The organism is Streptomyces sp. NPDC043867 (assembly GCF_056435845.1).
The window spans coordinates 108,496-123,534 of record NZ_JBWKDS010000011.1 but is presented as its reverse complement, the minus strand read 5'-3'; the positions used below and the strand labels follow the sequence as shown (position 1 = coordinate 123,534).

Below are 15,039 nucleotides of genomic sequence, written 5' to 3'. Positions count from 1 at the left end.
GCGGGCGCGTGCCCCGGGATCCGAGGCCCGGCAACGCGAGTGACCAGGTGGAACTACTCAGCGTGTCCACCCGTGGGTGGAGGTCTTGGCCGTGGGAGATCCACCCTTGATCCACCCGGGGGCCGATCTGCCGGCCACGCGATCTCCGTAGCGTCGAAGGCGTCGACAGCTTCCGCTGACGGCACTCGCTCTCTTCGCCCGCGGAGGCCCGGATGCCGGGGTTTGCCAACGACACCGAGCCAGACCCCGGCGCCGTACAGACCGGCCCGCAGGCCGATGCCTCCGCCCTGCTGCTCGCCCTGGCGGCCACCCTGCTCGTCCGCTCCGGGATCCTGCTCCGGCGCTCTCAGGCGCTGCCTGTGGTGGCCACGGGGAGTGCGCCCTGCGGTGACCGCGTACCGCGCGCCGCGTGGAAGGAGTCCGTATGACGGAGAACGCGTGGACGCGCTGGCCCTCCCGCGAGGCTCTGTCCCCGGACGGGGTGCCGAGGCCCCGTCGAGCGCTGGCCTGGGCCGTCCGCCTGCTGGCCCTCGGCGCCCTCCTGTGGACGACGTTCTCGGACGATCGGCTTCAGGGCTGGGGCGTCGCTGCGGCGGCGCTGGGCGTCGTGTTGTGCGCCCTCGCCGCCTGGGGCTTCTTGCACAACACACTCGAACACCGCCTCCTGCCCTCGCTGGGCCTGTTCGCGCTGTTGCTCGTGGTCGCGACGGCGGCCCAGGGGACGGGCTTGCAGATTCCCGCCCTCGTCCTGTGCTGTGCGTGTGCCGTCAGTGCCATCGAGCGGCTGCCTCTCGCGGCCGCACTGCCCACCACCTCCGTGGCGCTCACCGGGTACGCGCTGATCAACGACGACGGCCGGCTGACGACCCTGGCGACGGTCGGCGGCCTCGCCCTGGCCGGCTACGTCCTGCGGCTCGACGCCGAGGCGCGCGGCAGCGCCCAGCGGCTGCTCGCCCAGGAGCGGGCGGCGCGCGCGGCCGAGGCGGAGTCGGCCGCCCTCGCGGAACGGGCCAGGATCGCCCGGGAGATCCACGACGTGCTGGCGCACAGCCTCTCCGCACAGCTCGTGCACCTGGAGGCGGCCCGGCTCCTGATCGAACGGGGCGCCGGCCAGGACCGGGTACTCGAACGGGTGGTGGCCGCCCGGGGGATGGCCAGGGAAGGCCTCGCCGAGACACGACAGGCTCTTTCCGCGCTGCGCGGTGAGATGTCCCCGCTGGAGGACTTCCTCAGCGAACTCGTCGCCACGGCCGACGCCGCGGACGTCACGGTGACGGGTGAGCGACGGCTGCTGCCCGCGGAGGCGTCACAGGCGGTGCGCAGGGTCGCACAAGAGGCCCTGACGAACGTCCGGAAGCACGCGCCGGGGGCCGAGATCCACATGTGCCTGGACTACGGGGACCACGAAGTGCGGCTGGACGTGCGGGATTCGGGCGGGCCGCCGGGAGAGATGACCGGCTCCGGTGCCGGGTACGGTCTGCTGGGCATGCGGGAGCGTGCCGAGTTGCTGGGCGGTTCGCTGGAGGCCGGACCGCGGGAGGAGGGATTCGTGGTGACGCTGAAGGTGCCCCTATGACGGAGGACCCGGGGCGGAAGCCGGCGCGGGTCGTCGTGGCGGACGACCAGACCGTGGTGCGCGAGGGCATCGTCATGCTGCTGGGGCTGCTGCCCGGAGTCGAGGTCGTCGGAGCGGCGGCCGACGGTGACGAGGCTGTGGCGCTCGTCGCCGAACTGGCTCCGGATGTGGTCCTGATGGACCTGCGGATGCCGCGCTGTGACGGAGTCGAGGCGACCCGGCGCATCAGGGCCGAGTATCCCGGCACCCAGGTCGTCGTACTCACCACATTCGGGGACGACGACTCGCTGTTCCCCGCGATCAGAGCCGGCGCCCGGGGCTATCTCACCAAGGACGCGGGCGGCGACGAGATCGTGCGAGCGGTGCAGAGCGTGTGCTCCGGGGATGCCGGGCTGTCGCCCAGCATCCAACGGCGCCTGCTGGAGCGGCTGTCGCAGACCGAGCCGGAACCGCCGGCAGGGCCGTCGGAGGCGCCCGACGGGCTCACCACCCGCGAGGTGGAGGTGCTGGTCCTGATCGCCGAAGGCCTCTCCAACCATGAGATCGCCCGCAAGCTGCATGTGTCCACGGCCACCGTGAAGACCCACATCAACAATATGTTCGCCAAGACGGGACTCAAGGACCGTGCACAGGCGGTCCGTTATGCCTACGGGAAGGGGCTGGTGCGGCCATCACTGACGTGAGTCACCTGATGGAGTGAAGACCACGGATTGAAGAGGCCGGGATCTTCCCGTTCTGTCCATCCTTGGGCATGCAGTCAAGGAACGATCGGCACCGCCTGCGCGGAGAGGGTCCTGAAGGCCCGACCGAGGACCACGAGCGGCGTGAGCGTGTCCCCGTCCAGGCGGCGAAGGGCGGAAGTGTCGGGTACGACGACCCCTGGTACGACGCTCTGGCGTCCGGCTGGGGCGAGATGGACGGTACGGGCGCGCCCGCTCCCGTCGACCCGCCCGCGCGCCGGGAGGACGAGGGGAGGGCAGGCGGTGCGGCCGAGGTCTATCTCGAAGTGCAGCGCAGCGCGGCCTTCCAGGAAGTACGGAGCCGGTACCGGCGGTTCGTGATCCCGGGTGTCGCGGTCTTCCTCACCTGGTACGTGGGCTACGTGGTCACCGCGACGACCGCGCCCGGGCTGATGGCGCGCCCCGTGGCGGGCGCGGTGAACGTGGCGATGCTCGCGGGGCTCGGGCAGTTCCTCACCACCTTCCTGCTCACCTGGGCGTATGCGCGTCACGCACGGCTGCGCAGGGACCGGGCCGCGCTCGACCTGCGCTGGGACACTCAGGAGCTGACGCGAAGTGCCGGGGGTGGGCAGCGGTGACGGGACACCACCAGACGCTGGCGCTGCTGCTGTTCAGCGTGTTCGTGGCGGTGACGCTCGGGATCACGACGTGGGTCAGCCGCAACCGGCATGGTTCCGCCGAGGAGTTCTACGCGGGCGGGCGGCTCTTCTCCCCCATGGAGAATGGTTTTGCCATCTCAGGTGACTATATGTCGGCCGCGTCCTTCCTCGGCGTGACGGGACTCATCGCGCTCTTCGGGTACGACGGGCTGCTGTACGTCGTGGGCTTTCTCGTGGCCTGGCTCGTGGTGCTCTTCCTGGTCGCCGAACTGGTGCGCAACTGCGGCCGGTTCACGCTCGCCGACGTGGTCGCGGCGCGCATGAGCGAGCGTCCGGTGCGCATCGCAGCGGGAACTTCGTCGGTGACCGTGTCCGTTCTGTATCTGGTGGCGCAGATGGTCGGAGCGGGCAGCCTGGTCGCCCTGCTCCTCGGAGGCACCAGCGAAGCGGCGCGGAACTGGACGGTGATCGGCGTCGGCGCGCTCATGGTGATCTATGTGTCGATGGGAGGGATGCGGGCGACCACGTGGATCCAGATCGTCAAGGCAGTCCTGCTGCTGGGCGGGGCGGTCGCGCTGACGGTGCTCGTGCTCGTGCGCTTCCACGGGGACTTCGATCAGCTGCTGCGCACCGCGGCCGCGCGCAGCGGGCACGGTGACGCGTTTCTCGTACCGGGACTGAAGTACGGGGAGACCTGGACCGCGCGCTTCGACTTGATCAGCCTGGGGCTCGCCCTGGTGCTCGGTACGGCCGGGCTGCCGCACATCCTGTCCCGTTTCTACACGGTGCCGACCGCGAGGGCGGCGCGTCGCTCGGTGGTCTGGGCGGTCGGACTCATCGGCGGTTTCTACCTGATGACGATCGTGCTGGGCTTCGGAGCAGCCGCGATCGTCGGCCCCGAGGCGCTACGCGGGTCGAACGCCGCCGGGAACACGGCGATGCCGCTGCTGGCGCTCGATCTGGGGGGTGGTGCGTCCTCCACGGGGGGGACGGTTCTGTTCGCGATCGTCGCCGCGATCGCCTTCGCCACGATCCTCGCCGTGGTCGCGGGGATCACCCTCGCCTCCTCGGCGTCCGTGGCCCACGATCTGTACGCGTCGCTCAGACGACGGCGTGCGAAACCGCGCAGCGAGGTCGCCGTGGCACGCGTCGCGGCGGTCGGTGTCGGGGTGGTCGCGATCGCGCTCGGACTGCTGGCCCGCGACCTCAATGTGGCGTTCCTGGTGGGCCTCGCGTTCGCGGTGGCCGCGTCGGCGAACCTGCCGGTACTGATGTACTCGCTGTTCTGGCGGAACTTCACGACGCGCGGCGCCGTCTGGGCGGTGTACGGCGGTCTGGTGCCGGCGCTGCTTCTCGTCGTGCTGTCGCCGGTGGTGTCGGGAAGCCCCGAGTCGTTGTTCCCGGGCGTCGACTTCCAGTACTTCCCGTTGCAGAACCCGGGACTGGTCTCGATTCCGCTGGGCTTCCTGGCGGGCTGGATGGGCACGGTCACCTCGGCGGAGCCGCCGGACGCAGCCAAGCACGCCGAGGCCGAGGTGCGGTCACTCACCGGCGCCGGAGCGGTCTGAGGGCGCGGCCAATCCACGTACGGAGGCGTGGGGCCCATGGCCGGGGCGCAGCTCGCCCGACGGGCCGACCAGCTCGGCGTGGACGCGCTCGTGGCTGGGTGATGGGTACCGGGGTGCCGGGTGTCATTCGGGCGCCTCGCCCGGCGAAGCTGCCTACGGGGTCACCCACGCGTACCGGTGCTCCGGGCGGCCCGCGTCGCCGTACTTGAGGGTCAGCCTGGTGCGTCCCGTACGTTCCAGGAGCTTCAGGTAGCGCTGGGCGGTCTGCCGGCTCAGTCCGGTCCGCTCGGCGATCTCCAGGGCGGACAAGGGGCCCTCGGCGTTCACCAGGACGCGGCGCACGAGTTCGGCGGTGGTGGGGGAGTGCCCTTTGGGCAGCTCGGGTGCGGCGCCCGTGGACAGGGCGCCGAACATCCGGTCCACCTCGGCCTGTTCGGCCAGGCCGCCGCCGTCGAGCGTGCGGCGCAGCTGCGCGTACGCCTCCAGCTTGGCGCGCAGCCCCGCGAAGGCGAACGGCTTGACCAGATACTGCAGTGCGCCCTGCCGCATCGCCGCCTGAACGGTCGCGACGTCCCGCGCCGCGGTCACCATGATGACGTCGGTCTGGTGACCGCGCCGCCGCATCTCCTGCACGACGGCGAGACCGGTGCCGTCCGGCAGGTAGTGGTCCATCAGGACCAGATCCACACGCGGGAGCAGCTCCATCCGGCGCAGCGCCTCGGCGGCGGTGTGCGCCTCGCCGGCCACATGGAAGCCGGCCACCTTCTGCACGTACGCGGCGTGCACGCGCGCGACGCGGACGTCGTCGTCCACGACCAGTACTTCGATCATCGCGACCTCTCCTCGGCGGGGGCGGCCTCCGGAGAGGACCCCGGCGCGTCCGGCCCGACGGCACCCGGGGCGGGTGCGGGCTCCGCCCCCGGCACCGCTCCCGCAGCCGCTCCGCGCCCCGGTCCGGCGGTCGTGCCCGGCGTCGGGATCTGCCCCGACCCCGGAGCGAGACCCGGTTCGGTGAGGGCCTCCGGCAGGACGACGGTGAACTCCGCGCCCCCGCCGGCCGCCTCCGCCACCTGCGCGCTGCCCCCCTGCCTCTCGGCCAGCCGGCGCACGAGGGAGAGGCCGATTCCGCGCTTGCCGTACGCCGGGGGCTTCTTCGTGGACCATCCGTCCGTGAAGATCAACTGCCGTCGCTCGGCCGGAACGCCGGGTCCGGTGTCCCGCACCCGCAGCACGGCCGTGCGTCCCTCGACGCGCAGTTCGACCTCCACGCGTGCGTGGGGCGTGCCCGCCACGGCGTCCAGCGCGTTGTCGACGAGATTCCCGACCACGGTGACCAGTCCTCCGGGATCGATCAGCAGGTCCGGCAGGAACGTTCCGTCCGATATCCACAGGGTCACTCCGCGTTCGGCGGCGACGGTGGCCTTGCCCACCAGCAGGGCGGCGAGCAACGGATCGTGGATCTTCTCGGTGACCTCTTCCGCGGTGGCCCGGTGGTCGCCGACCACCTCGCCGACGAACTCCACCGCGTCCTCGTACATCTCCAGTTCGAGCAGTCCCAGGAGCGTGTGCATGCGGTTGGCGTGTTCGTGGTCCTGGGCGCGCAGGGCGTCGATGAGTCCGCGCGTCGAGTCGAGCTCGCGGCCCAGCTGCTCGAGCTCGGTGCGGTCCCGCAGGGTGGCGACGGCGCCGCCGTCGTCGGTGGGCATCCGGTTGGCGACCAGCACGCGCTGACCGCGGACGGTGAGGAGATCCGTGCCGGTGAACCTTCCGGTCAGCACGTCGGTGGTACGGCCCGGCCCGAGCGTGTCGTCGAGCGGCCGCCCGACGGCGTCCGCGTCGAGCCCCAGCAGGCGCTGCGCCTCGTCGTTCAGCAGCCGTACCCTGCCACCGCGATCGAGGGCGACCACGCCCTCCCGGATGCCGTGCAGCATGGCCTCACGTTCCGCGAGGAGTGCCGAGATGTCCGAGAAGGCGAGGTCCCGGGTCTGCCGCTGCACTCTGCGGGAGATCAGATACGCGGCCAGCGCGCCGACGGCCATGGCCCCGCCCGCGTACGCGAGGAGTTCGGGGATCGCGTGGATCAGCCGGGCGCGCACGCTGTCGTACTCGATGCCGACCGAGACGGCACCCACGATGTCGCCGTCGGCGTCGCGCAACGGCACCTTGCCGCGGGCGGAGCGGCCCAGGGTGCCGGTGTCGATCTGCATGACGTCCTTGCCCGCCAGAGCCTGGCGGGGGTCGGTCGAGACGACGTCCCCGATCTGTGCGGGGTCGGTGTGCGACCAGCGCACGCCCCGCATGTTCATCACGACGACGTACTCGGCGCCACTGGCCCGCCGGATGCGCTCCGCCGCCCGCTGGACGGGTCCGTCGGCCGACGGCCGGGTGGACCGCAGATCGTCGGCGATCTGCGGCTGGGCCGCCGTGGTCTGCGCGATCGCGAGCGCCCGGCGCATCGCCTGGTCGTCCAGCTGGTCACTCAGCGGCGCGAGGAAGAGCCCGGTCGCGAGCACGGCGACTCCGGCGGCGATCGCCACCTGCATCAGCAGCACCTGCGAGAACATGCGCCGCGGCAGACCGAGGCGAAGGCGTCGCGCGGGGGGAGTGGAGCTCATGCCTAGACGGTACGGGGGCGGCGGGGGAGGCCGTAGGGGGTGTGGCGGGGATCTCGTGGGGACACGCGCGTGTGCCGGGCCGAACGGTGATCCGAGGGTGCGGCGGGCCCGGCCGAGTGGCGTCGGCCCCGGTCAGTGCAGGACGGGCAGATCGGCCCGGTGCAGTTCACGTACGGCCACGACGTCCATGCGGGCCGGGGAGCCGAGCGCCGAGCCGCAGCTCTCCTGGCGGGGTGGCTCGGACGCGCCCATGGCGACGACGACACGCCACACGCGGCCGTCGCTGTGGGCGACCGTCACCTCCCACCTCGGCGCCGTCCCGTCCGTCCGGATGACGGTCAGCGCGTCGGCCGCGTGTTCCCGGGCCGCCTCGCGCACCGCCAGCTCGGCCGCTTGTGCCGGGCGTTCCCAGGCGGAACTGCCCCGGCACCCCTCGGTCACGACGCGCCCTTCCCGTACGCCCCGGAGGACCTCCTTGACGTGATGGGCCCCCGCGCGCCCGTACGCGTATCCGAAGGGCAGGACGAGCAGCGTGGGCGAGAAACGGTGGCCGCCGAGGTGGGTGACCTCCCAGGCGCCGTCCACGCCGGAGGCGGCGAGTTCGGCGGCCAGGGGGCGGCCGAGGAGCGCGCAGCAGCGGTCGCGCTTGCCGTTGGTGCAGACGAGCGCGAGCGGACCGGCCGTGTGCGGGCGGCCCCGCAGAGCCGAGTCGAAGGTGAGGTGCTCGCCGCGGCCGAGCGCGGCGAAGTCGAGGCCGAGCAGGCGCTCCGGATCGGACACCGTTGCGCCGTGGAGCCAGGTGTTTCCGGGGGCGGTGTGAGCCGCGTACACCCGGCGCTCGGCAGTGGTGCCGCAGTCGGCGTGCCTGCCCGGGCGCCGGATGAGTGCGATCCGTACGCCGGTGCCCTCCGCGGCGGCTTCGAGGGCACGGCCCAGCGCGGGGTCCAGATGGCTCGAGGTGAGCGCTTTGGCACCCCAGGGTCCCGACTGCTCCAGCAGCAGCCAGGTCCTCGCGGTGGCCGCGGTGCCCGCGAGGGGCTCGTCGAGCTCCCGGGACGCGGTCGTGCACGTACTCACAGAGGTGAGCCTAACCTGACTTGCCCGTCAAAAGCTTCCGGCCGCGCTAAGAGGGGCGCATTGACGTGACACCCCCGGCGCGCGAGGGGGCGTGAAGCCCACGAGCCCACCGGGTTCCCCGCAGCGTCCCGCTCACCCACCGGGGAGCGGCTGAGGCGGTCGTGCTCCTACGTAGTGCCCGCTCGGCCGCATGCGCAGGGGCCGTTCCTCGTACTCCTCCAGGGTGTGGGCGATCCAGCCGGCCGTGCGGGCCACGGCGAAGACGGTCTCGCCCGCCGTGGAGGGCATACCGGAGGCGACCGTCAGGACGGCCAGGGCGAGGTCGACGTTGGCGTGCAGGGGGGTGTGGCGGGCGGCGGTGGCCGCGACGTCCTGGGCGGCGGCGAGGGCCGGTGCGGCGTGCGGCACCTCGGCGAGGAGAGCGAACAGGGCACGCGCGCGGGGATCCTCGCCGGGGTAGAGGCGGTGTCCGAGCCCGGGGACACGGCGACCGGCGCGGAGTTCGTCGGCGATCACGGGGACCGCGGTGCCCCGGTCCAGCACCTCCAGCAGCAGTCGGTGCGCAAGTCCACTGGCCGATCCGTGCAGGGGGCCCTCCAGGACGCCGAGGCCCGCCGAGACGGCGGCGTAGGCGTGTGCCCGGGCCGAGGCGGCGACACGGACGGCGAGCGTCGAGGCGGCCAGGTCGTGGTCGACGAGCAGCCCGAGCGCCGTGTCCAGCGCGCGCAGGGAGGCCGCGTCGGGGCTGCGGCCGGTGAGGCGTGCCCACAACCGGTGGGCCAGCGGTCCCTCGTCGCGGTGGTCGTACCGCAGCGGGGCCAGCGCGGCCACGAGGGTGGGGATGAGAGTGCGTGCGGTGCCGAGTACCGCGCTCTCGGAAAGGTCGAAGCGCAGAGGGTCCGCGGCCGCGGCGGCGATGGCCGCGACCCGCAACCGGTCGGTGGGACTGCTGTGTTCGGGCAGCGCGTCGACGGCGCGGCGGGCCAGGGCGACGGAGGCTTCCGGGGCGGTGAAGGTGACACCGGGGCGCAGCTGTCCGGTCCACAGCCACTCGGCGATCTCCTCGTAGGAGTGGCGCGCGGCGAGTTCGGTCGCGTCGACCCCCCGGAAGTAGTAGCGGTCCTGGTCGATCAAGGTGATGCGGGTACGAACCGAGAAGTCAGCCGCGCTCGAACTCCCTCCCGCCCCGCGCCCGTTGCGGCGTGCGAGCGCCTCGACCTCGTGGGCGTCGAAGGTGCTGCCGCGCCCGCCGGGCTCGCGCCGACTGCTGAGCTGGCCCCGGCTGACGTACGCGTAGACCGTCTCCGGCTTCACGCCCAGCAGCTCGGCGGTCTCTCCGGTGCTGATCCGCCGTTCCACGTCGCGGGTGGGCGACGACAGTTCTCGATCCCTCATGGCGTCACCGTATCCATACCTCGACAACCTTGATGTTCATTGACTGAATCAATATTGACAGCGATTGAGTCAAGCATGGACAGTCGAATCAAGTACAGGGAGGAAACCATGCCGAACAACCGGGCCGCTGCCACCACGTCCTTCACTCCCGTCGATGTCCCCCGAGGGCTCGCGGGTGTCGTCGTCACCGACACCGCTCTCGGGGACGTCAGAGGACGGGAGGGCTTCTACCACTACCGCCAGTACTCGGCCGTCGAACTCGCGCAGACCCGGGGCTTCGAAGACGTCTGGCACCTGCTGCTCCACGGCGAACTGCCCGACGCGGCTCAGCGCGCCGCGTTCCTCGGGAGGACGACGGCGCTGCGACGGCTGCCGGACGAGGTGCGCGCGGCACTGCCGGCCGTCGCCGCGGGAAGCGCCGGCAGCGGGCCCCTTGCCGGAATGCGCACCGCCCTGTCGCTGCTCGGAGCGTCCCTGGGGTTCCGGCCGGTGTACGACACCGGCGCCGACCGGCGTCGCGCCGACACCCTCGCCGCCTCCGCGGCCGTGCCGACACTGCTCACGGCGCTGTACCGGCTCGGGCAGGAGCTCGATCCGGTGGAGCCGCGCGAGGATCTCTCGTACGCGGCCAACTACCTCTACATGCTCACGGGCACGGAGCCGGACAAGACGCGGGCCAGGGCGATCGAGCAATACCTCATCTCCACCATTGACCACGGATTCAATGCGTCAACGTTCACGGCGCGGGTGATCGCGTCGACAGGCGCGGATGTCGCCGCGTGTCTGGTCGGCGCGGTGGGAGCACTCTCCGGCCCCCTTCACGGTGGCGCTCCGAGTCGTGCCCTGGACACCCTCGACGCCATCGGCACGCCCGAACGCATCGATTCCTGGATCCGCGAACGCGTCCTCGCAGGCGACCGCATCATGGGTTTCGGCCACCCCGTCTACCGCACGGAGGACCCCCGCTCCCGCATGCTCCGGGGTATCGCCGAGGGTTTCGGCGGGCCGCTGGTCGACTTCGCGGTGGAGGTCGAACGCCGGGTGGAGGCGATCCTCGCCGAGCTGAAGCCGGGCCGGGAACTTCACACGAACGTGGAGTTCTACGCGGGCGTCGTCATGGAACTGTGCGGGCTGCCCCGTGAGATGTTCACGCCGACCTTCGCCGCGGCGCGGGTCGTCGGCTGGAGTGCCAACATCCTGGAACAGGCGGAGGACCCGAAGATCATCCGGCCGGCGGCGCGGTATGTCGGGGAGCCGGCACCTCAGCGAGTGCCGGCGGCGGCCTGAAGGCCGGTCCTGTCCGGCGCCCGGCGCCCGCGTCCGGCGCCCGGCGCCCGCGTCCGGCGTCCGGCGTCCGGCACTCGGCGTCCGGCGATCCGAGCCGGCCGGCGCAGCAGTTCTGCCGAGCGGCGCCGATCGGCAGGGGGGCGCAGAGGAGGCGTACGGAGGGAAGTGCAGGTGGGTGTCCCGGCGCCAGGCCCGACGTGTGGCCGACGAGCGCTGCGGGCGACGGTTCACTTCGGGGCGTTTTCTCCCGCTCGTATCCTGGGTCGGCATTCGTCGCGAGCACGGGAATCCGGTCCATGAGCCGGTGCACGCTCAGGTCCAGAGAGGGCGCACGTTGAGTCAGCCGAGTGAGTCGAGTCCGCAGATCCCGGTCGTGGTCCTCGCCGGGTTCCTGGGTTCCGGCAAGACCACCTTGCTCAACCATCTGCTGCACCACAGCGGAGGCAGCCGTATCGGCGCGATCGTCAACGACTTCGGGGCGATCGAGATCGACGCCATGGCGGTGGCCGGAGCACTGGGCGACTCCACCGTCGCTCTCGGGAACGGCTGTCTGTGCTGCGCCGTCGACGCCAGCGAGCTCGACGACTATCTGGAGCGGCTCGCCCGGCTCTCGGCCGGGATCGACGTCATCGTCATCGAGGCGAGCGGGCTCGCCGAGCCGCAGGAACTCGTGCGGATGGTGCTGGCCGGCGAGAATCCGCGGGTCGTCTACGGCGGTCTCGTCGAGGTCGTCGACGCCGCCGAGTTCGACGCCACTCGCGCAAGACACCCCGAGATCGACCGGCATCTGGGCCTCGCCGACCTCGTCGTCGTCAACAAGCTGGACCGGGCAGTCGCGGGGCGCGGGGCCGGCCGGCACGCCTCCGGCGCGGAGGGCACCGGGGACGAGCCGGTCGCCGACGGTGAGCACGTGCTCCGGGTCGTCCGTGAGCTCGCCGACCGCGCCGCCGTCGTCCCGGCGACCTTCGGCCGTATCGACCCCGAGTTCCTCTTCGACTGCAGGCCGACAGAGGAGCGCATCGGGCAGCTGTCCTTCGACGACCTCCACGTCCACGGCGACGGAGAGGGGCACGGCGACGGGGGCGGCGACCACGGCGGGCATCTGCACTCCGCCTACGAATCCGTGTCCTTCACCTCCGAAGTCCCGCTCGGACCCCGCCGGCTGATGGACTTCCTCGACAGCAGGCCCGAGGGGCTCTACCGCATCAAGGGGTACGTCGACTTCGGCGCCGCCGACCCGCGCAACCGGTACGCCGTGCACGCCGTCGGGCGGTTCCTGCGCTTCTATCCGGAGCCGTGGACCGACGGCGACGAGCGGCTGACCCAGCTCGTGCTCATCGGCGCAGGAATCGACGCCCACGCCCTCGGCAAGGAGCTGGAGGCATGCAAGGAGGACGCCCCGCACGCCGATGAGCACAGCATGTGGGGCGTCCTCCGCTACGTACAGGAGCAGCGTCTGCAGGAGTGAGCCGGGGCTACACCGGTCCGGCCACCACCGCCACCGTCTTCGCCAGGGACACCCCCGAGCCGTCGCGGCGCGGGTCCATCTCGGGCAGCTCGGCCGGCATGCCGTTCTTCTGCGCCGCCCGCGCCGGAGCGGGGCCCGCCCAGGCCAGCGACAGGCAGTCCTCGCCCTTGAGGAACCGCTGGCAGCGCACGCCGCCCGTGGCGCGCCCCTTGCGCGGGTACTGGTCGAACGGGGTCAGCTTCGCGGTCGTCTGGACCGAGTCGTCCAGTGTGCCGCGCGAGCCCGCCACCGTGAAGACGACCGCGTCCGCCGCGGGGTCGACCGCCGTGAACGAGATCACCTTGGCGCCCTCGGTGAGCTTGATGCCCGTCATACCGCCCGCGGGACGGCCCTGCGGGCGGACGTGTGCGGCCTGGTAGCGCAGCAGCTGGGCGTCGTCGGTGACGAAGACCAAGTCCTCGTCGCCGGTGCTCAGCTCGACGGCTCCGACGATGCGGTCGCCGTCCTTGAGCGTGATGACCTCCAGCTCGCCCCTGTTGGAGGGGTAGTCGGGGACCACGCGCTTGACCACGCCCTGCGCCGTGCCGATCGCCAGTCCGGGCGACGACTCGTCGAGCGTCATGAGGCAGACCACCGTCTCGTCCGCCTCCAGGGAGGGCAGGAACTCCGAAATCGGCGCGCCTCCCGAGAGGTTGGGCGCCGACGCCGTCTCCGGCAGCTGCGGGAGGTCGATCACGTTCAGCCGGAGCAGGCGGCCGGAGGAGGTGACCGCGCCGATCTCGCCGCGGGCCGTCGCCGGCACCGCGGAGACGATCACGTCGTGCTTGCTGCGCTTGCCGTCCGCGTCCTCGCCGAAGGGGTCGCCGTTCGCCGTACGGGCGAGCAGGCCCGTGGAGGACAGCAGGACCCGGCACGGGTCGTCCGCGACCTGGAGGGGGACGGCGGCGGCGGGGGAACCGGCGGAGGCCAGCAGCACCGTGCGCCGGTCGGTGCCGAACTTCTTGGCCACCGAGGCCAGTTCGTTCGAGACCAGCTTGCGCAGCTCCGCGTCCGAGTCCAGGATGCCGGTCAGTTCGTCGATCTCGCCGTTCAGCCGGTCGCGCTCGGTCTCCAGCTCGATGCGGTCGAACCTGGTGAGCCGGCGCAGCGGCGTGTCCAGGATGTACTGCGTCTGGATGTCGCTGAGCGAGAAGCGTCCGATCAGGCGCTCCTTGGCCTGGGCGGAGTTGTCGCTGGAGCGGATCAGCCGGATGACCTCGTCGATGTCGATCAGGGCGATCAGGAGCCCGTCGACGAGGTGCAGCCGGTCGCGCTTCTTGGTGCGACGGAACTCGCTGCGGCGGCGCACGACGTCGAAGCGGTGGTCGAGGTAGACCTCGAGCAGTTCCTTGAGTCCCAGGGTGAGGGGCTGGCCGTCGACCAGAGCCACGTTGTTGATGCCGAAGGACTCCTCCATCGGCGTCAGCTTGTAGAGCTGTTCGAGGACGGCCTCCGGCACGAAGCCGTTCTTGATCTCGATGACCAGGCGCAGGCCGTGCGCACGGTCGGTGAGGTCCTTGACGTCGGCGATGCCCTGCAGCTTCTTCGCGCCGACCAGGTCCTTGATCTTGGCGATCACCTTCTCCGGGCCCACGGTGAAGGGCAGTTCGGTGACGACGAGGCCCTTGCGGCGCGGTGTCACGCTCTCCACGGAGACCGTGGCGCGGATCTTGAAGGTGCCGCGACCCGTCTCGTACGCGTCCCTGATCCCGGAGAGCCCGACGATCCGCCCGCCGGTGGGCAGGTCGGGCCCCGGGACGTACTTCATGAGCGTGTCCAGGTCGGCGCCCGGGTGACGGATCAGGTGCCGGGCGGCCGCGATGACCTCGCCGAGGTTGTGCGGCGGCATGTTGGTCGCCATGCCGACGGCGATGCCCGAGGCGCCGTTCACCAGCAGGTTGGGGTAGGCCGCCGGGAGGACGCCGGGCTCCTGCTCCTGCCCGTCGTAGTTCGGTGCGAAGTCGACGGTGTTCTCGTCGATCGACTCCGTCATCAGGGACGTCGCGTCCGCCATCCGGCACTCGGTGTACCGCATGGCGGCGGGCGGGTCGTCGTTGCCGAGGGAACCGAAGTTGCCGTGGCCGTCGACCAGGGGGAGCCGCATGGAGAAGGGCTGGGCCAGCCGCACCAGGGCGTCGTAGATCGACGCGTCGCCGTGCGGGTGGAGCTTGCCCATGACCTCGCCGACGACGCGGGCGCACTTCACGTAGCCGCGGTCGGGACGCAGGCCCATCTCGTTCATCTGGTAGACGATGCGGCGGTGCACGGGCTTGAGGCCGTCACGCGCGTCCGGCAGGGCCCGGGAGTAGATCACCGAGTACGCGTACTCGAGGAAGGAGCCCTGCATCTCGTCGACGACGTCGATGTCGAGGATCCGCTCCTCGAAGTCGTCGGGCGGCGGGGTCTTCGTGCTGCGGCGGGCCATCGCTGCTGCGGCTCCTTCACCAACATGAACGGGTTCTGACGCGCACCATTGTGGACCGCTCCACTGACAACGCGGACCACTACCCGTCCCTAACCGCTCCCGCCGGGGCCGGCGGCCCCGCCCGCCGGCGGCCCGCACGGCCACTCCCGTCGGCTCGGCCGACCCTCCGCTCGCCGCCCGCACCGGCCACTCCGGTGGTCCGGCCCGACCCTCCGCTCGTCGCCCGCACGGCCGCTCCGGGTGGCCCGGC

12 protein-coding genes are annotated in these 15,039 nt (G+C 71.8%); 7 read left to right on the top strand and 5 right to left on the bottom strand.

Going from position 1 to position 15,039, the window contains the following annotated elements:
- The first annotated feature begins 212 nt into the window (after window positions 1–212).
- The 5 genes from AC069T_RS13805 to AC069T_RS13785 all read left to right on the top strand — a co-directional run bounded on the left by AC069T_RS13805 (window position 213) and on the right by AC069T_RS13785 (window position 4,483).
- Window positions 213–428, top strand: coding sequence for a hypothetical protein (locus AC069T_RS13805; protein ID WP_478782927.1), 216 nt, complete (start codon window positions 213–215; stop codon window positions 426–428).
- The gene (locus AC069T_RS13800) at window positions 425–1,576 is read left to right on the top strand and encodes a sensor histidine kinase (RefSeq protein WP_478782926.1); all 1,152 of its coding nucleotides are present in this window, start codon (window positions 425–427) and stop codon (window positions 1,574–1,576) included. Before AC069T_RS13805 ends, AC069T_RS13800 begins: the two co-directional genes overlap by 4 nt.
- On the top strand, window positions 1,573–2,259 hold the full coding sequence (locus tag AC069T_RS13795; RefSeq protein ID WP_478782925.1) for a response regulator transcription factor: 687 nt from the start codon (window positions 1,573–1,575) through the stop codon (window positions 2,257–2,259). Before AC069T_RS13800 ends, AC069T_RS13795 begins: the two co-directional genes overlap by 4 nt.
- 68 nt (window positions 2,260–2,327) lie before the next feature.
- A complete protein-coding gene (locus AC069T_RS13790; protein WP_478782924.1) occupies window positions 2,328–2,894 on the top strand; it encodes a DUF485 domain-containing protein in 567 nt (188 codons plus the stop codon).
- Window positions 2,891–4,483: a solute symporter family protein gene (locus tag AC069T_RS13785; protein ID WP_478782923.1), complete on the top strand. Its 1,593-nt coding sequence runs from the start codon at window positions 2,891–2,893 to the stop codon at window positions 4,481–4,483. The genes AC069T_RS13790 and AC069T_RS13785 overlap by 4 nt, the downstream gene beginning before the upstream one ends.
- Before the next feature lie 153 nt (window positions 4,484–4,636).
- On the opposite strand, the gene AC069T_RS13780 is transcribed toward AC069T_RS13785, so the two are convergent.
- The 4 genes from AC069T_RS13780 to AC069T_RS13765 form a co-directional block, all read right to left on the bottom strand.
- Window positions 4,637–5,314, bottom strand: a complete 678-nt coding sequence (locus tag AC069T_RS13780) for a response regulator (protein WP_478782922.1) — start codon at window positions 5,312–5,314, stop codon at window positions 4,637–4,639.
- A complete protein-coding gene (locus AC069T_RS13775) occupies window positions 5,311–7,098 on the bottom strand; it encodes an ATP-binding protein (protein WP_478782921.1) in 1,788 nt (595 codons plus the stop codon). Before AC069T_RS13775 ends, AC069T_RS13780 begins: the two co-directional genes overlap by 4 nt.
- Window positions 7,099–7,230: 132 nt before the next feature.
- Entirely contained in the window at window positions 7,231–8,175 is a 945-nt protein-coding gene (locus AC069T_RS13770; protein ID WP_478782920.1) for a sucrase ferredoxin, read from the bottom strand.
- 132 nt (window positions 8,176–8,307) lie between these two features.
- On the bottom strand, window positions 8,308–9,570 hold the full coding sequence (locus AC069T_RS13765) for a citrate/2-methylcitrate synthase (RefSeq protein ID WP_478782919.1): 1,263 nt from the start codon (window positions 9,568–9,570) through the stop codon (window positions 8,308–8,310).
- Between the two features lie 108 nt (window positions 9,571–9,678).
- Between AC069T_RS13765 and AC069T_RS13760 the strand changes: the two genes are divergently transcribed.
- Both AC069T_RS13760 and AC069T_RS13755 read left to right on the top strand, forming a co-directional pair.
- Complete coding sequence (locus AC069T_RS13760; protein ID WP_478782918.1) at window positions 9,679–10,857, top strand: citrate synthase; 1,179 nt, start codon at window positions 9,679–9,681, stop codon at window positions 10,855–10,857.
- A gap of 334 nt (window positions 10,858–11,191) precedes the next feature.
- Window positions 11,192–12,325 (top strand): CobW family GTP-binding protein, encoded by a 1,134-nt coding sequence (locus AC069T_RS13755; RefSeq protein ID WP_478782917.1) that lies wholly within the window; start codon window positions 11,192–11,194, stop codon window positions 12,323–12,325.
- Window positions 12,326–12,332: 7 nt separating this feature from the next.
- Here the strand turns inward: AC069T_RS13755 and AC069T_RS13750 are convergent, their stop codons facing one another.
- Window positions 12,333–14,789: a DNA gyrase/topoisomerase IV subunit A gene (locus AC069T_RS13750; RefSeq protein WP_478782916.1), complete on the bottom strand. Its 2,457-nt coding sequence runs from the start codon at window positions 14,787–14,789 to the stop codon at window positions 12,333–12,335.
- Window positions 14,790–15,039: the final 250 nt, after the last annotated feature.